This is a genomic window from Anaeromyxobacter paludicola (assembly GCF_023169965.1).
Classification (GTDB): Bacteria; Myxococcota; Myxococcia; order Myxococcales; family Anaeromyxobacteraceae; genus Anaeromyxobacter_B; species Anaeromyxobacter_B paludicola.
In genome coordinates this window covers 1,805,393-1,823,352 of the sequence record NZ_AP025592.1, presented here as the reverse complement: position 1 = coordinate 1,823,352, position 17,960 = coordinate 1,805,393, and the positions used below count along the sequence as shown (strand labels likewise).

Sequence of the window (17,960 nt, the reverse complement as noted above, 5' to 3'; positions counted from 1 at the left end):
TCTCCACCGGCGTGAGCCGGACCAGCGCTCGCCCGAGAGCGCTCAGTGCTTGTCCGAAAAGAGGCCCCCCCCAGGGCCTCTTTTCTTGTCTGGGGGGCGCCGTCAGAGCGCGGGACCGGGCTGCGCGGGGCTGCCGCGCGGTCCCGGGCTCCGCCGCGGCCGCTGGCCCGCGCGGCGCGCGCCCATCCACTTCCAGGCCTCGTCCACGGCCAGCAGCGCCACGGGCCCCACCAGGGTCGCGGCCCAGACACCGGCCGGCAGGGGCGCCGTCCCGAAGACGTGCTGGAAGGAGGGCGCGTACACGATCGCGAGGAGGAGGGCCGCCTCGCTCGCGAGCCCCAGCCAGCGCAGCCGGTTCCGCGCGTGGGGCGCGAAGGCGCTGAGGCGCTCCGACCGGCAGGCGAACAGGTTCCCCGCCTGGCAGAGGACGATGGCCGCGAGGGCGCCGGTGGTGGCCGCCTGGTAGGCCCGCGTGGCGCCGGGATCGGCGGCGCGCGCGAGGAGGGCCGGCGCGAGCCGCTGCAGCTCCGCCAGCGTGAGGCCGGCGAGGGTGAGCATCCCCAGGAACACGGCCATGCTCGCCGCCGCCTGCACCAGCCCGAGCCGCAGGTAGGCGCGCGCCAGGAGCTCGCGGTCGAGGAGGCGGGCCCCGGCGGGCCGCGGCGGCCGGTCCATCAGCCCGGGCTCGGGCGGCTCGCCGCCGAGCGCGAGCGCCGGCACCATGTCGGTGCCGAGGTCGATCCCGAGGATCTGCAGGATGGTGAGCGCCGGCGGGATCCGGAGCGCCACCATCGCGAGGTACGGCACGATCTCTGGGACGTTCGAGGCGAGGATGTAGGCGAGGAACTTGCGGAGGTTCTGGAAGATGGCGCGCCCCTCCTCGACTGCCGTGACGATGCTCGCGAAGTCGTCGTCGAGGAGCACGAGGTCGGCGGCGGCGCGGGCGACGTCGGTCCCGCTCGCGCCCATGGCGATGCCGACGTGCGCGGCCTTGAGCGCCGGGGCGTCGTTCACGCCGTCCCCGGTGACCGCCACCACGTGCCCGAGGGCCTGGTAGGCCCGGACGAGCCGCAGCTTCTGGTCCGGCAGCACGCGCGCGAAGACCAGCTCGCCGCCGCCGCCCAGCAGCGCGCGCAGCCCGGCCTCGTCGAGCGCGGCCAGCTCGGCGCCGCTCACCACCCGGGCGCGCTCGCCCACCATGCCCACCTCGCGCGCCACGGCCGCCGCGGTCACGCCGTAGTCGCCGGTCACCATGGTGACCGCGATCCCGGCGCGCCGGCAGGTCTCGACCGCCCGCGAGACGCCGGGCCGGGGCGGGTCGGCGATGGCGAGCAGCCCGGCGAAGGTGAGCTCCCGCTCCACCTCCTCCGGCGCGGTCTCGGCCAACGAGGCGGGCCCCTCGCGGAAGGCGACCCCGAGCATCCGGTAGCCGCGGGCGGCGAGCCGGTCGTTCTCCGCCCGCAGCGCGGCGCGGGCTGCGGCGTCGAGCGGCGCCGCGCGCCCGCCCTCCAGGAGCCGGCCGCAGCGGTCGAGCAGCTCGAGCGGCGCCCCCTTGGTGAGGACCACCCCGGCGCCGGGCGCGAACGGCGCCGCGCCGGCCCAGCGCGCGAGGACGGTCATGCGGCGGCGGGCCGGGTCGAAGGGGAGCTCGCGCAGGCGCGTCGCGACGGCGTCGAGGGGGGCGGCGCCGGGCCCGGCCGCCTCGCGCCACGCCGCGAGCAGCGCCGCGTCCATGGCGTCGCGGACCCCGCCGTCGAGGCCGGCGCCGGGGAGGGCGCCCGCCTCCGTGCAGAGCGCGGCGGCGGTGAGGAGGAACCGGAGCGCGGGGCCCGGGTCCTCGCCGGGCGTCACGCGGCGCCAGCCCGCGCCGGGCAGGAAGGCCTCCCGCACCGCCATCCGGTTGAGCGTCAGGGTCCCGGTCTTGTCGGTGCAGATGACCGAGACCGCGCTCAGGGTCTCGATGGCCGGCAGGCGGCGGACCAGCACCCGGCGGCGCGCCATCCGCTGCACCGCCAGGGCCAGCGCGAGGGTGATGGTCGGCAGGAGCCCCTCCGGCACGTTGGCGACGACGATGCCGATCGCGAAGAGCAGCCCCTCCTGCGCCGGGACGTCGAGGAGCGTGCGCGAGAGGAGGAAGACGGCGAGCCCCATCGCCACGGCGAGCGCGGTGATCATCCGGACCACCGCCGCCACCTGCGCGGCGAGGGTGCTCGGGGCCGGCTTGACCCGGGCGGTGAGCCGGGCCACCTGCCCGAGCTCGGTCGCGGCCCCGGTGGCGTACACCACGCCGCGGGCGCGCCCCGAGACCACGCTCGAGCCGGCGAACGCGACCCCTGCCGCGTCCGACGCCCGCTCGCCGGGCTCGCCCGGGCTCGGCCGCCGCTCGACCGGCTCCGATTCACCGGTGAGGAGCGAGAGGTCGAGCCGGAGGGACTCGGCCGAGAGCAGGCGGGCGTCGGCGCACACCCGGTCGCCCTCGGCCAGCTCGACCACGTCCCCGGGGACGAGCTCGCGCGACGGCACCACCAGGAGCCGGCCGCTCCGCCAGGCGCGCGCGTCGAGCGGCAGCCGTTCCTGGAGCGCCTGCAGCGCCCGCTCCGCGCGGCGCTCCTGCCAGTAGCTGAACGCCCCGTTCACGCAGACCACCGCCCAGATGGCCCAGCCCAGGTCGGGCGTGCGCGCGGCGAAGGCGAGCCCGCCCGCGACCCAGAGCAGGAGGGCCATGAAGTGGGTCACCTGGTCGAGGAGCAGGAGCGCGGCGGGGCGCCCCCTGGGCTCCGGCAGGGCGTTGGGGCCGGCCCGTCCGAGCCGGCGCCGCGCCTCCTCGTCGGACAGGCCGGAGGGCGCGGTGCCGAGCTGCCGGAGCAGGGCGTCCACCGGGAGCGCCCAGGGCTGTGGCGGAGGCGCCACGCGCCCATTGTGCCATCCGGGGCGCGGGTGGAGCCGCCGCCCTTCGGGGCGTGGCGCTCAGGGCGCCACCCGCTCCGAGAAGCGCCGGTGCACGTAGGCGGTGTACGCGAGCGCGATCCCGATCGCGAGCGGCCACCAGACGAGCCCGAGCCGGAGCGCGCCGTCGGCGGCGCGGACCTCCTCCACGGTGAGCGAGAGCCGCGGGTCGAGGCTCGAGGGGAGGAGGACCGGGTAGAGCCCGGCGGCGACGCTCGCGAGGAGGAGCGCCAGGAAGGCGCTCCAGGCGGCGAACGCCGCGCCCTCCTGGCCGCGCCGGATCGCGAGGGGCGCCGCGAGGAGCGCCGCCACCCCCGCCGCGGGGAAGAGGAGCCGCCATGGCTCGCGCACGAGGCCGGCCGGGATGTGCGGCTGGACGAGGAAGGTGACCCCGCTCATCACCACCGTGAGCACCGCGGAGACGGCCCAGACCGGCGTGGCGAGCGCCAGCGCCCGCTCGCGGACCGCGCCGGCCGTGCGCCAGGCGATCCAGAGCGCGCCCTGCTCGGCGAGCACGAAGGTGGCGGTGGTCCCCACGAGCACGGTGTACCAGTCGAGGATCCCGGTCTCCTTCCCGAGCCGGAAGTCGGTCCAGAGCGGCTGCAGGAACCAGCGATCGGCGCCGACCGGCACGCCGCGCACCACGTTGCCGATGGCCACCCCGAGGAAGAAGGCGAGGAGCCCGCTCGACGCCGAGAAGCCCACGTCGAAGGCCTGGCGCCAGAGCGGCGAGAGGAGGTGGCTGCGGACCTCGATCGACACGCCGCGCACGATGAGCAGCCAGAGGACGATCATGAGCGGCAGGTAGAAGCCGCTGAAGCTCACGGCGTAGAGCTCCGGGAAGGCGAAGAAGAGCGTGCCGCCGGAGGCGACCAGGTAGACCTCGTTGCCGTCCCAGAGCGGGCCGATGGTGCGCAGGAGCTGCCGCCGCTCGGCGTCGTCGCGGGCGAGGCCGAGGTGGAGCATGCCGGTGCCGAGGTCGTAGCCGTCGAGCACCACGTAGGCGGCGAGGAGGAAGGCGAGGAAGCAGAAGAAGAGCGTGCCCATGGTCACCCTTCGTGCGCCGGCGCGCCCTCGACCGGGCCCCGGGCCAGCTCGCGCCCGACGAGGAACAGGAAGAGGATGGCGAGCAGGGCGTACGCGCCGGTGAAGCCGAGCAGGCTGAACAGGGCGTTGCCGCTCGACACGTGGTACGAGGCGCCCTGCGGCGTCCGGTAGAGGCCGTGGACGAGCCAGGGCTGACGGCCCGCCTCGGCGGCCACCCAGCCCGCGGTGTTGGCGACGTAGGGGAAGGGGATCGCGAGCAGGAGCACCCAGAGCATGGGCCGCGACGCGAAGAGCTTGCGCCGCCAGAGCAGGAAGGCGGCGCCGAGCTGGATGGCGATGAAGAAGGTCCCGAGCCCCACCATGACGTGGTACGCGTAGTAGACGAGCGGGACGTTGGTGGGCCAGTCCTCCACCGGGAAGGCGTCGAGCCCCTCCACCCGCGCCGTCCAGCGCCGCCAGGTCAGGAAGCTGAGCGCGTGTCCCAGCTCGATGGGGTTGTCGAGCCGGCGCCGCTGCATGTCGGGCTGCCCCACGAACGCGAGCGGCGCCCCCGGCGCGCTCCGGAAGAGCCCCTCCAGCGCGGCGAGCGTCGCCGGCTGGTGCTGCGCCACGAGCCGCCCCTGCGCGTCGCCGCTCGGGAAGATCTGCAGCACGCTCGCGAGCGCGCCGACGAGCACGCCGGTGCGGACGAAGGTGCGCGCCTGCGCCTCGAAGCGCCCCTGCAAGAGGTAGAGGGCGCCCACCCCCGCCATCGCGAACGCGCCGGTCTGCGTGGCGCCCGTCATCACGTGGGCGTACTCCCAGACCAGCCACGGGTTCGTGAGCACCTGCCAGAGGCTCACCATCGCGAGCTTGCCGCTGGCGTCCACGGCGTAGCCCACCGGGTGCTGCATGAAGGCGTTGGTCGCGGTGATGAAGTAGCCCGACAGCCACGACCCGACGAACACCAGCACCGCGGCGGCCCAGGTGCCCTTCCGGCCGATGCGCCCCTCGCCGTAGAGGAACAGCCCCAGGAACGTGGACTCGGCGAAGAACGCGAACACCCCCTCCAGCGCGAGGGTCTGCCCGATGACGCCGCCGGCGTAGCGCGAGAACGGCGCCCAGTTGGTGCCGAACTGGAACTCCATCGGGATCCCGGTCACCACCCCGATGACGAAGTTGATCCCGAACACGCGCGCCCAGAAGCGGGCCGCCTCGTGCAGCGCCTCGTCCTTCTTCCAGTACGAGAGCGACTCGAGGAGCGCGATGAGGAGCGCGAGCCCCATCGTGAGCTGCGGGAACAGGTAGTGGAAGACGAGGGTGAAGCCGAAGTGCAGCCGGTGGATGAGGAGGAGGTCTCCCATGCGTGGCTCCCGCGCCGCGCGGCGCCCCGACCTCTTGTGCGTGAGCGCGGGCGGCCGCAGCGGTCCATCGGGGGCCGGGGTCCCCGCGCCGGACCCTCCCGCTCAGCGGCCGCGGAGCACGACCGAGAGCGCGCCGGGGCGGGGCCGCTCGCGGGCGAGCGCCTGGAGCCGGTCGCGCGTGGTGGTCCGGCCGGCGAGCGCGTCCTCCAGCATGGCCGCGAGCGCCACGAAGGCGGCCCGCGACGGCCGCACCTTCCCGGTCTCCCAGTGCGACAGCGTCTCGGGCGTGAGGTCGAGGAGCCGCGCCAGGTCGGCGGCGCGCAGCCCGAGCGCGCGCCGCATGTGCCGGAAGGCGCCGCCGGTCTGCACGCCCTCGTCGGCGAGGGCGCAGCCCACGGAGAGGTGCGCCCGCGAGAGGACCGCCGGGTCCACGTGCGCCTCGCCGCAGGCGGCGCAGCGGCGCGCCGGGGCGGCCACCTCCGCCCGCACGTCGCAGCGCGGCAGCGCCACCGGGATGGTCTGCACCACCTCCCGCAGCTCGCCCTCGCAGCGGCGGCAGCGCCGGCCGCTCACCGCGACCCCCGGGCCCCTCCGCCGGTCACGCGGCCTCCTGCCGCTCGTCGTTGGCCGGCCGCAGGTAGTCGCGCAGGAACGCCTTGGTCCGCAGCTCCACCTGGCGCACCCGCTCGCGCGAGAGCCCCCACCGCTCGCCGATCTCGGTGAGGGTGTCCGGGGGATCCTGGCGGAGGCGCCGCTGCACGATGTCCCAGCCCAGCTCGCCGATCCGGCCGCGGACCTTCTCGAGCGCCAGGCGGACCCGCGCGTCCCCCTCGGCGGTGGCGTAGCGGGCGTCCGGGGAGGGCGCCTCGTCCGGCACGCGCTCGAGGTAGGTCACGTCGCCTTCCTCCTCGCCGACCGTGGCGTCGAGCGAGAGGTCGCTCCTCGCCGCGGTGCCGCTGCGCGGCCGCACCGACGAGCGGGCCTGCCGGAGGTGCTTCCAGACGTAGGCCCGGATCCACCAGAGCGCGTACGTGGAGAAGCGGGTGCCGGCGGAGGGGTCGAACTTCTCGACCGCCCGGAGCAGCCCCAGGTTGCCCTCCTGCACCAGCTCGTCGAGCCGCAGCTCCCCGCGCGACTGCTTGCGGGCGAAGGCGATCACGAGCGGCAGGTGGCGCCGCACGAGCTCGTCCCGGGCCGCCACCTCGCCGGCGCGGGCGCGCTCCGCGAGCGCCCGCTCCTCCTCCGGCCCGATCGGCCGAAGGGCGCGCGCCGCCTCGAGGTACGGCGCCACCGAGGCCAGCTCCTCGCGGGTAATCTTCCCTTTCGTCACTTTCGTCATGGTCGCCTACCAACGTCCGGCGCTTGAAGTTTATTCAAGCGATCTGCCGGCCGGCCTGCGGAGCGCCCGCAGGTGGTCGGGCGCCTGCACCAGGAGGACGCCCGCCAGCACGAGCGCTCCCCCGGCGAGCGAGCCAGCGCTCGCTCGCTCGCCCAGCAGGAGCACCGCCGCGCCGAGCGTGGTGAGCGGCTCGAGGTAGAGGAAGGCCGCCACCCGCGACGCCTCCACCCGCTCCAGGGCGGCGTACCAGAACAGGTAGGCGAGCCCGGAGGAGGCGAGGCCGAGGTAGGCCACCGCCGCCCAGCCCGCGGGCGAGAGGTGCGCGTACTCGGCCCAGCCGCCCCGGGCGACGAAGAGGGGCAGGAGCAGGAGCCACCCCATCCCCATCGCGCCCGCCGTCGCGCGCGTCGGGCCGAGCCCGCGGATCGTGGCGTGCCCGAGCACGGTGTAGGCGGCCCAGTTGAGCGTGCTCGCGAGGAGGAGCAGGTCGCCCCGGGTGGAGGGGAGGGCGAGCCGGCCCGGCGCCGGGACGCCGCCGGTCACGACCACGAGCGCCCCCTCGAACCCCACGAGCAGCCCCAGCACCTTCCAGGCCCCGAGCCGCTCCCGGCGCATCCCCCAGGCGAGCAGGGCGGACCAGAGCGGCGTGAGCCCCACGAGCCAGCCGGCGCTGACCGCGCTCGTGAGCGTGAGCGCCTGGGCCTGGAGGAGCTGGTGGAAGGCCACGCCGACGAAGCCCATGAGCGCGAGCGACGGCAGCGCCCGGCGGGGAGGGAGGACGGGCCGGCCGCGGGCCCGGAGCAGCCCGGCGAGGAGCAGCGTCCCGAGCCCGGCGCGGGTGAAGACCAGGGTCGCGGGGGAGAGCTCGCCGACCACCGCCTTGGTGGCGACGAAGGACACGCCCCAGAGGACGATGGCGGCGAAGGCGGCGAGGCGCGGCACGGGGCGGCGAGCCTACTCGAACCGGGGCGCCGGCGTCCCGGGTGGCCCTCGCGCCAGGGCGAGAGCGCGTGGCTGGCTCAGCGCGCCCCGCGCCTCAGCAGCTCGAGCTGCCGCCGCTCGAGCGTGGCGGCGTCGATCTCGCCGCGCAGCCGGAGCTCGCGCAGCGCGCGCAGGTCGCGCTCGAGGTCCTCAGGCTTGCCCCCGGCCGCGGCCGGCCCGGCGCCGAGCTCGAGCCGCTGCTCCAGGAGCCGGAGCCGCTCGAGCAGCGCCGCCTCGCTGCGGAGCTCCGACAGGCCGAGCTTGAGCGCGGCGTTGCCGTGCCAGTGGGCGTAGTCGGGGTTCTGGTGGAACACGCCCTTGTAGGCGGTGACGTAGGCGTACTTCTTCATCCGGAAGTAGATGGCCTCGGCGCGGGAGAGGTCCTCGTAGAGCATCTGCGGCCCGAGCTCGAGCCTCGCGCCGGAGAGCGGGTGGGGCGGGCGCGTGGCCGGGGCGGGCTCGAGCAGCCCCGCGCCGTCGAGCCGTCGCACGATGGCGGCGCCCTCGTCGAGGAGCGCCTTGCTCTCCTTCTGCACGGCGTCCCCGTCGGCGAGCTGCCGGGCCGCGAAGCCGCGGGCGTGGCACTTCGCGCAGACGTCGAGCATCCGCTGCCGCTCCCGGTCGCGCCGCTCCGGCGGGTAGGGCTGGCCGGCGAGCCCCATGGTGATCCCGGCGCTCACGTCGTGCGAGCGGCCGGGCATGTGGCAGGTGACGCAGTCGGGCCCGCGGGCGACGCCCTCGACGGCGTGGACCGCGCCGTGGCGCGAGCTGCGCCACATCTCGTACTGCGCGTGGTCCGGCCCCATGTGGCAGGTGGCGCAGGTGAGCGGGTCGCGCGCCACCGCCGCCGAGGTGCCGTGAGCGCCGTGGCAGGCGTCGCAGCGCTTCTCGAGGTCGTGGCAGGCGTTGCAGCCCTGGCGCTGCATGGCGGGGCTCTGCGTGAGGAAGCGGGCGCACTCGGCCGAGGTGCGCGGCGCGGCGCTCCCCGGCTCGTGGCAGAGCAGGCACTCGGGCCCGGTCGAGGCCTGGTTGCGGGTGCAGCCGCGGCCGGCGCGCATCGCCTTGCCGTGGTCGCTCCGGGCGTGGTCGGCCGCCGCCCGGGCGTGGCAGCGGGCGCAGGTGTCGATCGCCACCGCCGGGCGGGTGCGCGCGCCCGCGGCGGGGTGGTTCGCCGGGCCGTCGGCGCCGTGGCAGTCGGCGCAGCCCACCGGCTTCTTCGAGCGCGGGCCGTGCGCCGAGGCGCGCCAGGCCGCCACCGCGCCCGGGGTCTCCTTCTCGTGGCACGGCAGGCAGGTCGCCGCGCCGCTGCGGTCCCCGCCCGCGGCCGCCGCGAGCGCCAGGGTGAGCCAGATCGCCGTCATCGCTCCACCTCCGCCTGCTGCCGGAGCCTGTCCCGCTCCTGCGCGTAGGGCCGCCGCTCGAGGAGCCCCTGCCGGCGCAGCGCGCCGAGCCTCCAGATCGCCTCGCGGGCCGCCTCCCGGCGCTGCCGGACCGCGGGCGGCGGCGCCTGATCGAGCCCGCCGAACAGGAGCACCCGGCCGCCCTCCACCACCGCGAGCCGCGCGCCGTCGGGCGACCAGGCGCCGAGCGACTCCGGGGCGCCGGGCACGAGCTCGCGGATCACCTCGCCGCGGGCGGTCACGACGGCGCCGCCGAGGAAGAGCCGGTCGTCCACCGGGCTGAAGCTCGGGTGCCGCCCGCGCGCCGGCCCCGGGGCCGCCTCGACGGTGCGGTCGCGGCGGAGGAGCTGCAGCGCGCCGTCACCGCTCGCGAAGGCGAGCCGCGCGCCGTCGGGAGACCAGCTCGAGGTGGCGGTCCAGACCGCGGCCGGGATCCGGCCCACCTCGGCCGGCGCGGGATCGGCCGGGTCCACGCCGAAGAAGGCCAGGTGCGCCGCGAAGAGCGGCGGCTTGTGGAGCTCCGGCAGCGCGAGGCCGCCGTCGATCGGGTTCGGCGCCGCCGCCACCCAGCCGGCCGCGAGCTCGACGCCGGGCGCGCGGGTCGGGAGGTTGGCCGACCACTCCCGCACGAGCACGGCCTCCGCGCCGGCGACGCGGAGCAGCCGGAGCCGCGCGTCGGTGCCGTAGCTCACCACCTCGCGCTCCGCCTCCACGGCGAGGAAGTCGGGGCCGCCGTGGAGCCAGCGCGCCGAGGCGAGCGCCGGACCGCGGCGCAGCTCGCGCCGCTCCCCGCTCGCGGGGTCGAGCGACACCGCGCGTCGCGCCGCGCCCTCGCCCTCGACGAGGAGGAGCCGGTCCGACGGGCTCCAGTCCACCGTCCGCGCCGCCGGCCCGGGGAGGAGCCGCTGCGCCCCGGTCTCGGCCTCGAGCAGGAGCACGCCGTCCGGCCGCGCCACCGCGAGCCGACGCCCGTCCTTGGACCAGGCCACTTGCATCGGTCGGGCGACGGGGTCGCCGGTGCCCGGCGGCTCGGGCTTCGGCGCCGGGCGCGGCACGGCCCCGGCGGCGGCGCACCCGAGCGCGAGGGCGAGGAACGGCAGGGCGCGGCGCAGGGCCGGGCGGTTCGTTCGCGGAGGTCGGATCACGGGAGCAGCATAGCACTGCACCCATCGGGGGCGGCCCGGGGGTGGGCGGCGCGCCGCCGGATGGTCCCGCGGCGTCCTGCGGCGCGCGCCGGCGCCCGCTATGGCAGGAGCCATGTCGGAGGAGCCCATGCCCAGGTCGATTCGAGTCGTCGTCGCCGGCGCCACCGGCCAGCAGGGGGGCGCCGTCGCCCGGCTGCTGCTCGAGAAGGGGCACCGGGTGGTGGGCCTCACGCGAAGGCCCGGCTCGCCGGCCGCGGCGCGGCTGCGCGCGCTCGGGGCGGAGGTGGCCCAGGCCGACCTGGAGGAGGGAGCCTCGGTGCGGGCGGCGGTGCAGGGGGCCGACGCCTTCTTCCTGATGGCGACGCCGTTCGAGGGCGGCCCGGAGGCGGAGGTGCGGGAGGCCCTGCGCGCGGCCGAGGCGGCCCGCGCCGCCGGGGTGAAGCACCTCGTCTACTCGTCGGTGGCCGGCGCGAGCGAGCTCACCGGGATCCCCCACTTCGACAGCAAGCACGAGGTGGAGGGGCGCCTCGCCGGGCTCGGCGTCCCCCTCACCGTCGTCGCCCCGGCCTTCTTCATGGAGAACCTCTCCGGCCCGGCCTACCTCACCGGCTTGCGGGCCGGGGAGCTCGCCCTGGCGCTGCCCCCGGCGCGCCGCCTCCAGACCGTCGCGCTCGCCGACCTCGCCGGCGTGGTGCGGATCGTGCTCGAGCGGCCGACGCAGTTCGCGGGCGAGCGGATCGAGGTCGCCTCGGACGACCTCACCGGGCCGGAGATGGCCCGGGCCGTCTCGCGCGCCGCGCGCACCCAGATCGACTACGTCCCGGTGCCGGTCGAGGCGGTGCGCAGCCGCAGCGAGGATCTCGGCCGGATGTTCCAGTGGCTCGACGAGGTGGGCTACCGGGTGGACCTCGCCGCCCTGCGCCGCCGGTTCCCGGAGGTGGCCTGGCACGACTTCGCCGGCTGGGCCCGCGCGCAGGACTGGAGCGTGCTCGACGTGGCGAGCCCGGAGCAGCCGACCGCGTGACCGAGGCCGGCCCTACCCGAGCCACTCCGGGTGCTGGTGCGTCGAGTCGAAGTGGTGCGAGGTCTTGTAGAGCTCGTACTGGCCGTTGGCCGCGGCGGCCGCGGCCGCCTCGCGCAGCGCGGTCCGGCGGCGCACGTCGAGCGGCTCGAAGCCGCGCGCGATGGCGAGCGCCTGGGCCAGGATCTCCATCGAGTCGACGCCGGTGATGGTGACGCTCACCCCGGGGACGCTCATCGCGTACCGGAGCCCGTCCTCCGGGGCGACGGCGTGGCTCCGGAGGAGCTCCCCGTCGCCGAGCGGCTTCATCCCGAGCACGCCGATGCCGCGCCGGGTGAGCTCGGGCAGCACCCTCGCCTCGAAGCTCTCGTAGCTCGCGTCCATCACGTTGAGCGGCAGCTGCACGGTGTCGGGGTGGAACCCGTGCGCCTCGCAGGCCTTCAGCATGGCGAGGTGGAGGTCGGGCGACTTGTGGCCGGTGAAACCCAGGAAGCGCGCCTTGCCCGCCTTCCGCGCCGCGAGCGCGGCCTCGATGGCGCCGTGGGCCGCGAAGATCCGCTCGGGATCGGAGGGGCGGATGATCTCGTGGAACTGGAGGAGGTCCACGTGGTCGGTCTGGAGCCGCCGGAGCGACTCGTCGATCTGCCGCGCGGCGCTCTTCTGGTCCCGGCCGTCGAACTTGGTCATGAGGCAGACGCGCTCCCGGTAGCCGTCCTTCAGGGCGCGGCCCATGCGCCGCTCGCTCTCGCCGCCGTTGTAGTCCCAGGAGTTGTCGAGGAAGGTGATGCCGCCGTCCACGGCGCCCCGGATGATCCGGACGCTCTCGGCCGGGTCGGCCTGCCGCCCGATGTGCGAGCCGCCGAGGCCGAGGACGGTCACCGACTCGCCGGTCCTGCCGAGCGGGCGCCTGGGGATCGGGCCCTCCGCCGGCGGCGGGCCGCCCGCGGCCTGGGCCTCGCCGAACCCGAGCCACTGGCTCATCGCCTGCCCCACCGCCGCCGCCATGGTCCACCCGACGAACCCGCGCCGCGTCATGAGCGCCTCCCCGGGCCGAGCGGCCCTCCGGGGAGTCTTGGGGCGGGAGCCCACGCCGGCAACGGCTGGGCTTGGCAGCGCCCCGGGGCGGACCGTGGCGGCGCGGCCGCGCTCAGCCCAGCGCCGCGAGCACCTGCTCGGCCGCGCGCGCCGCCCCGCCCGTGTCGGCCGGAGGCGGCCTCGGGAGCGAGAGGGCGCGGCGCACCGGCTCCGAGAGCCGCCCGGCGAAGAGGTCGGCGTTCGACACGTGGACGCAGCCGAGCCAGCGGGGCATGTCGCGCACCAGCACCGGGTACTCGGGGAAGTCGCCGCGCTCGGTGTAGACGAGCCGGGCGCCGGCCGCGACGGCGTCGGACACGATGCCGTAGCCCGGCTTCGAGACCACCACGTCGGCCGCCGCCACGAGGTCGGGGTAGATGAGCCCGAGCGCGGTGAGGCGGGCGGTGGTGGCGTCCTCCGGGAGGAGCCACTGGAACTCGGCGTCGCGCGCGAGGACCTCGCGCGAGAGGCGCGGGACGCCCAGGCCGCCGAAGGAGACGAGCACCGCCGGCCGCCCGTCCAGGCCGGCGCGGCGCCGCACCTCCTCGCGCGGGACCCGCGGGTGGCGGGCCACGAGCCCCACCTCGACGCGGCGGGGGAACGCCGAGAGGTCGCCGGCGAAGGGGAGGGCGAGGAGCAGCCCCGCCTCCCGGTAGGCGGAAGCGGCGAGCGCGGCGGAGGCGGCGAACGCCGGCTCGCGGGCGGCGAGGTGGCGGTAGATCCAGTCCCAGGAGAAGTTCGCGAGCGCGAGGCTCGGCACGCCCGCCCGGGCCGCCGCGGCGAAGGGGAGCGGCGGGACGTCGGCGAGGACCGCCCGGGCCCCGACGGACCGGAGGAACCCGGTCTCCACGGCGCAGCGCGCCTCGAAGGTCGCGTCGAGCTCCCGGCAGCGGCGCAGGCTCGCCGCCTCGTCCACCTGGAGCGCGTCGCGCTGGACGAGCCCCGCGTCGCACGCGACCCGCCGGAGCGCGAGCGGACCCGGCACGAGGGTCCGGACCAGGGGCTCCGTGACGTCCCCGACGAGGGTCATCGGGAGCCCCGGCGCGCGGGCCCTCACCTCCCGCAGCACCTCCCCGAGCCGCACGAGGTGCCCGTATCCGTGCCCGGTGACGTAAGCGACCAGCATTCCCGTGGATTCTGCCATCGATTGCTCTAGAATGCGCGCCGTCTTCCGAAGCGCCCACCTCCCGGAGCCGAGCCATGACCGACATCGAGAAGCGGAACCTCGTCGCGCAGTGGGCCTTCGACACCCGGCCCGTGCTGCTGCGGTTCCACCTCTGGCTGGAGGACGTCGAGGTGGAGCGGCAGCAGCCCGAGCCGGTGTCGGCCTACACCTTCACGCCGCGCGGCATCGCCCGCTGCATCGCCATGACCTCGGCCGCCACCGCGCTCGGGACCCGGCTGTTCGGCGGCTACGGCGGGGGCGCCGGCAAGGACAAGTCGGCCTACAACCAGGTGAAGAAGGCGGCCGACGCCATCAGCGCCTACGTGATGAGCGAGGGGCTCTGGTCGCTCACCCGGACCATCCCCGAGAACCACGCCATCATGGTGTCGCTCGGCGAGGGGCTCATGCCGAAGGCGGGCGAGACGCCGGAGATGGGCGCGAACCCGCTCCTCGGCTTCGGCCGCGTCTACGGCCGGCCCGAGGTCGCGAAGGTGGTCGATCGCGCGGTGCACCGGCTCCTCAACGACCCGGCCCACTCCTACGAGCGCTTCTACGGCGAGCTGCAGGAGAAGGGGATCACGCTCTGGGGCGCCGCGGTCGACACGCTCGAGAACACCTCGCGCTTCGCCGAGGGGAAGCCGACCGGGCCGATGGCGGTCTTCCACCTCTTCGACTCGCCGCTCACGGTGGCGCGGCCGTACGAGTCGTACATGGGCTGCCTCACCGTGCCCCGGCGCGTCTCGCAGGCGGCGGAGGAGGCGGCGGTGCTGCTCGACTACCGCACGCCGCGCGAGAAGGTGATGCGGGCCATCGAGGCCGCGTACCCCGGCGTGCAGCGCGCCAACGTGCACGTCTGGACGCTGCGCGGCAAGAGCCGCGTCGGCCGGCTCGGCCAGCTCTGGGAGGAGTGGAAGCAGGTGGGCGCCCACCTCGTCGAGGACGGCTGGAAGGCGCCCTCCGGGATCGAGGTCTTCACCGACTCCGGCACCTACGCCCCCACCTTCCTGGTCGGGAGCTGGAAGGACCCTGCCGGCGCCACCCACGTGTTCCTCTGCGACGGCTACGCGGCCAGCGCCGAGGCGATGCAGGCGGCGAGCCTCTCCGAGGTCCTCGAGGTGGACTCCTCGATGGCCATCTTCTCGCCCACCTTCGACCAGCCCTGCGACGTGGAGCGGCGGCTCATGCAGCTCGACCGGCGCGCGCCCGACTTCGCGGCCCGGCTCGCCGAGGCGCTCGGGGTGAAGGAGCTCGAGGCCGGCAAGGTGAAGAGCTACGCCGACGCCATCGAGGACGCGGAGATGTCCAACATGCCGCTCGGCAAGCGCGTGCTGCGCGCCGACGACTTCCTCCCCGAGAAGAGCTGGAAGGTGCTCGCCTCCACCGGCTACATGTGCGACGACCCGTACACGGGCGCGCCCGGCGTGGAGCAGCTCTCCGAGACCACCTACAAGGTCACCACCCGGCTCGCGACCCGCAGCGCCTCGAGCCTCATCAGCTTCACCTTCCGGCTCATGGAGCCGCTCGCCGAGGCGCGCCACGTCTTCAGCCCGCTCCTGGTGCGCTTCCTCTCCGGCGTGGACCACACCCGGCGCGCGGTGAAGATCTCCGACTCGGGCCGCATCCGGAACGAGCTGCAGACCATGCTCTCGCAGGCGCTCGAGCACGACGGCGACCGCATCCGCGTCCACTTCGACCGGGTGGACGAGAAGGTGATGCCGAAGGACAAGCAGGCCGCCATCCGCAAGGTGCTCGAGTGGTACAAGGCGAACCACCCGGTCTGGTTCGAGTGGCTCGAGCTCGCCTGAGCGCGGTCCACTAGCGGCGGTCGGTCGGCGCGCCCGCGTCGCGCGGAGCCGGCGGGCGGCCGTCCGCCTGCCGCGCCCCGCGGCGCTTCCGATCGCCGAGCATCCACCAGCCCCAGCTCTCGCTCCAGAGCCCGGGGCCGGTGAGGAGCACCGCCAGCGCGGTGAGGGCGAGCACGCCGAGCACGGTCGTGAGATCGAGGTCCACGCGCCAGTCGTAACGGCTCGCGACGCGCGACGCTCGGGAGCGTGCGCTCCCCTGGCGCCCGGTCCTGCCGGGACGCCGTTACCATGGCCACGGGACGGGGCGGCCGACGCGCGCGGCTCGCGAGGGGCGAGGACGCGCTCGCGCTCGGCTTTTCGGGGAATCCCAGACGGTGGGTTGCCCGTCAGGGAGGACGAGGGGCGCCCGCCGAGCCGGTAGCTTGTCGAGCGGAGATTCCTCCATGACCACGGGGACCCAGCGCGGCGCCGTCCGGAGCCCGAGCCGGCGAGCGTCACACACGGTGAAGCGGGCGCTCGACGTGGTTGCCGCCGCGGCGGGGCTCCTGCTGGCGTCGCCGCTCCTCGCGGTCACCGCGATCGCGGTCCGCGCGACGATGGGGTCGCCGGTCCTCTTCCGCCAGGTCCGGCCGGGGCTGCACGGGCGGCCCTTCCGGATCATCAAGTTCCGCACCATGCGCGCGCCCAGGCCGGGCGAGGTCTGGCACCGGACCGACGCGGAGCGCGTCACGCGGCTCGGCCGCCTCCTCCGCGCCACCAGCCTCGACGAGCTGCCGGAGCTCTGGAACGTGCTGCGCGGCGAGATGAGCCTCGTCGGGCCGCGGCCGCTCTTGATGGAGTACCTCGCCGAGTACACGCCGGAGGAGTGGCGCCGGCACGACGTCCTCCCGGGCATCACCGGATGGGCGGCCGTGAACGGGCGCTGCAACCTCGAGCTGCGGGATCGGTTCAAGCTCGACGTCTGGTACGTGGACCACTGGAGCCTCTGGCTGGACCTGCGGATCCTCGCGCGCACGGCGATCCAGGTGGTGCGCCGGCAGGACGTCTTCCCGGAGCGCGAGCTGAAGGTGCTCGGGCTGGGAGACCAGGATCGGGACGTGGAGGGGACGAGCTGGATGAAGCAGAAGGCGCCTTCCGGCGCCAACACGGGGGAGAGAGGAACATGAACGCGAAGACGCTAGGCGTGGTGACGCTCGCGGCGCTGCTGACCGCGGCGTGCGGCAAGGACAGCGGATCGAGCAGCGCGGCGGCGGTGCACTTCATGGCGGTGGACGGCACGAACAGCGCCGCCTCGCTCGCCTTCCAGGCGCTCTCGGCGCAGGACGCGACGACGGTGCTGGCGAGCCAGAGGGTGACCACCTTCTCGCCGGCGGGCCTCGGCCGCGAGTTCATCGGCGACCTGGCGCTCGCGCCGGGCGACTACGTCTTCAAGGCGGTGGCGTACGACGCCCAGGGGGTCGCGCTCGGCGAGGGCGAGGCCGAGGACGCGAGGCCGATCACCACCACCCGCGGCGCGAAGACGAGCATCTCGATCACCATCGTCGCCTACCAGCACCCGGTCGATCCGGTCAACGACGGCCCGGTGATCACCTCGTTCGTCGTCACGCCCACCGGGGCCACCCTGCCGGTGAACACGCCGGTGAGCCTCGCCGCGACGGTGAGCTACGCCGGCTCGAACCCGCTCCAGTACCAGTGGGCCCAGGACTGCCACGGCGTCTTCTCGACGCCCACCGACGGCCTCACCGCCACCTGGAGCGACGCCAACGAGGAGCAGTGCAAGCTCTCCTTCACCGTGAGCGACACCGTCAGCGGCAAGTCGGACAACCGCTACGTGAGCCTGTCCTGCGCGTGCCTGGGCTCGAACCAGATCGGACAGCCGCTGGTGATCTGCGAGTGACGGGGCCGGCCCCCCTCGTCGAGGCCCCCGCGCCCTCGGACGCGGAGGCCATCGTGGCGCTCCTGCGGGAGGGGTTCGACCCGCCGGTGCTGGAGCTGGCGCTGTACGGCTGCCCCGGCGTGGAGCGCTTCGTGGCGGAGCACCTGCGGATGGGCGAGCTCTCGCCCTACCGGTACCGGGTGATCCGCGGTCGAGGGGGGCTGCTCGGAGTGGCCGAGTTCCGGCTGCGGGAGGCCACGCTCTTCCTGAACTACGTGGCGGTGTCGCCCGCGGCGCGGGGGGCCGGGGCCGGGAACGCGCTCCTGCGGTCGATGGTGGCCGAGGCGCGCGCGCTCGGGCTCGCGGAGCTCGCGCTCGACGTGTTCACGTTCAACGCCGGGCCGCTCGCCTGGTACGAGCGGCTCGGGCTGCGCGCGCAAGGCGAGCGGAGCTTCTTCGTCGGGGCCCCGCGGCCGGACGAGGCCGCGCCCCCGTTCCGCGTGCCGGACCTGCCGCAGGCCGACGCCGTCCACGCGCGGTTCGGGTTCTCCGAGCTGACCCTGGAGCGGCCGGGCCGGTCCCTGCGCGTCGGGCGGCTCGGCGCCGGCTTCTTCCGGCTGGCCGGGCTGCGCGACGCCACCGACGCCGCGCTGCACGCCTGCCTCCGGCGGCTCGATCCGGGGCGCCGCCTCGTGGCGGCCGTGGAAGGGGGGCCTCCGGCGCCGCCGGGCTGGGAGCCACGCGGGGTGTCCCGCCGGATGGGAGTCGCGCTCGAGGAGGTGCGGCTGTAGTCGTGGGGCAGGCCCATGCGGCTGGCG

16 protein-coding genes are annotated in these 17,960 nt (G+C 75.7%); 5 read left to right on the top strand and 11 right to left on the bottom strand.

Annotated elements, in window-relative coordinates; translation table 11 throughout:
- Positions 1 to 102: 102 nt before the first annotated feature.
- The 8 genes from AMPC_RS08535 to AMPC_RS08500 all read right to left on the bottom strand — a co-directional run bounded on the left by AMPC_RS08535 (position 103) and on the right by AMPC_RS08500 (position 10,201).
- Positions 103 to 2,910 (bottom strand): cation-translocating P-type ATPase, encoded by a 2,808-nt coding sequence (locus AMPC_RS08535; protein ID WP_256466143.1) that lies wholly within the window; start codon positions 2,908 to 2,910, stop codon positions 103 to 105.
- 57 nt (positions 2,911 to 2,967) lie between these two features.
- Complete coding sequence (gene cydB, locus AMPC_RS08530; RefSeq protein ID WP_248345720.1) at positions 2,968 to 3,993, bottom strand: cytochrome d ubiquinol oxidase subunit II; 1,026 nt, start codon at positions 3,991 to 3,993, stop codon at positions 2,968 to 2,970.
- A 2-nt stretch (positions 3,994 to 3,995) separates the two neighbouring features.
- Positions 3,996 to 5,336, bottom strand: coding sequence for a cytochrome ubiquinol oxidase subunit I (locus tag AMPC_RS08525; protein WP_248345719.1), 1,341 nt, complete (start codon positions 5,334 to 5,336; stop codon positions 3,996 to 3,998).
- A gap of 102 nt (positions 5,337 to 5,438) precedes the next feature.
- The gene (locus AMPC_RS08520; RefSeq protein ID WP_248345718.1) at positions 5,439 to 5,909 is read right to left on the bottom strand and encodes a type II TA system antitoxin MqsA family protein; all 471 of its coding nucleotides are present in this window, start codon (positions 5,907 to 5,909) and stop codon (positions 5,439 to 5,441) included.
- A 25-nt stretch (positions 5,910 to 5,934) separates the two neighbouring features.
- On the bottom strand, positions 5,935 to 6,675 hold the full coding sequence (locus tag AMPC_RS08515) for a sigma-70 family RNA polymerase sigma factor (protein WP_248345717.1): 741 nt from the start codon (positions 6,673 to 6,675) through the stop codon (positions 5,935 to 5,937).
- A 30-nt stretch (positions 6,676 to 6,705) separates the two neighbouring features.
- Complete coding sequence (locus AMPC_RS08510; protein WP_248345716.1) at positions 6,706 to 7,617, bottom strand: DMT family transporter; 912 nt, start codon at positions 7,615 to 7,617, stop codon at positions 6,706 to 6,708.
- Between the two features lie 77 nt (positions 7,618 to 7,694).
- Positions 7,695 to 9,017 carry a multiheme c-type cytochrome gene (locus tag AMPC_RS08505; protein ID WP_248345715.1) on the bottom strand — a complete coding sequence of 441 codons (1,323 nt, stop codon included), beginning with the start codon at positions 9,015 to 9,017 and terminating at the stop codon, positions 7,695 to 7,697.
- Positions 9,014 to 10,201 carry a hypothetical protein gene (locus AMPC_RS08500; RefSeq protein ID WP_248345714.1) on the bottom strand — a complete coding sequence of 396 codons (1,188 nt, stop codon included), beginning with the start codon at positions 10,199 to 10,201 and terminating at the stop codon, positions 9,014 to 9,016. Before AMPC_RS08500 ends, AMPC_RS08505 begins: the two co-directional genes overlap by 4 nt.
- A 127-nt stretch (positions 10,202 to 10,328) precedes the next feature.
- On the opposite strand from AMPC_RS08500, the gene AMPC_RS08495 reads away from it, so the two are divergent.
- On the top strand, positions 10,329 to 11,225 hold the full coding sequence (locus AMPC_RS08495) for an NmrA/HSCARG family protein (protein ID WP_248345713.1): 897 nt from the start codon (positions 10,329 to 10,331) through the stop codon (positions 11,223 to 11,225).
- Positions 11,226 to 11,237: 12 nt separating this feature from the next.
- Here AMPC_RS08495 and AMPC_RS08490 read toward each other — a convergent pair whose 3' ends face one another.
- Positions 11,238 to 12,257 carry an aldo/keto reductase gene (locus AMPC_RS08490; RefSeq protein WP_248345712.1) on the bottom strand — a complete coding sequence of 340 codons (1,020 nt, stop codon included), beginning with the start codon at positions 12,255 to 12,257 and terminating at the stop codon, positions 11,238 to 11,240.
- Between the two features lie 112 nt (positions 12,258 to 12,369).
- Positions 12,370 to 13,422: a hypothetical protein gene (locus tag AMPC_RS08485; protein ID WP_248345711.1), complete on the bottom strand. Its 1,053-nt coding sequence runs from the start codon at positions 13,420 to 13,422 to the stop codon at positions 12,370 to 12,372.
- 74 nt (positions 13,423 to 13,496) lie between these two features.
- On the opposite strand from AMPC_RS08485, the gene AMPC_RS08480 reads away from it, so the two are divergent.
- Entirely contained in the window at positions 13,497 to 15,266 is a 1,770-nt protein-coding gene (locus tag AMPC_RS08480; RefSeq protein ID WP_248345710.1) for a hypothetical protein, read from the top strand.
- A gap of 10 nt (positions 15,267 to 15,276) precedes the next feature.
- On the opposite strand, the gene AMPC_RS08475 is transcribed toward AMPC_RS08480, so the two are convergent.
- A complete protein-coding gene (locus tag AMPC_RS08475; protein ID WP_248345709.1) occupies positions 15,277 to 15,471 on the bottom strand; it encodes a hypothetical protein in 195 nt (64 codons plus the stop codon).
- Between the two features lie 238 nt (positions 15,472 to 15,709).
- On the opposite strand from AMPC_RS08475, the gene AMPC_RS08470 reads away from it, so the two are divergent.
- Genes AMPC_RS08470 through AMPC_RS08460 form a run of 3 tightly spaced genes read left to right on the top strand, consistent with a single transcriptional unit; the run spans position 15,710 to position 17,933 of the window.
- A complete protein-coding gene (locus tag AMPC_RS08470; RefSeq protein ID WP_318654321.1) occupies positions 15,710 to 16,432 on the top strand; it encodes a sugar transferase in 723 nt (240 codons plus the stop codon).
- Positions 16,429 to 17,163, top strand: a complete 735-nt coding sequence (locus tag AMPC_RS08465; protein WP_248345708.1) for a hypothetical protein — start codon at positions 16,429 to 16,431, stop codon at positions 17,161 to 17,163. The genes AMPC_RS08470 and AMPC_RS08465 overlap by 4 nt, the downstream gene beginning before the upstream one ends.
- Positions 17,160 to 17,933, top strand: coding sequence for a GNAT family N-acetyltransferase (locus AMPC_RS08460; RefSeq protein WP_248345707.1), 774 nt, complete (start codon positions 17,160 to 17,162; stop codon positions 17,931 to 17,933). The genes AMPC_RS08465 and AMPC_RS08460 overlap by 4 nt, the downstream gene beginning before the upstream one ends.
- Positions 17,934 to 17,960: the final 27 nt, after the last annotated feature.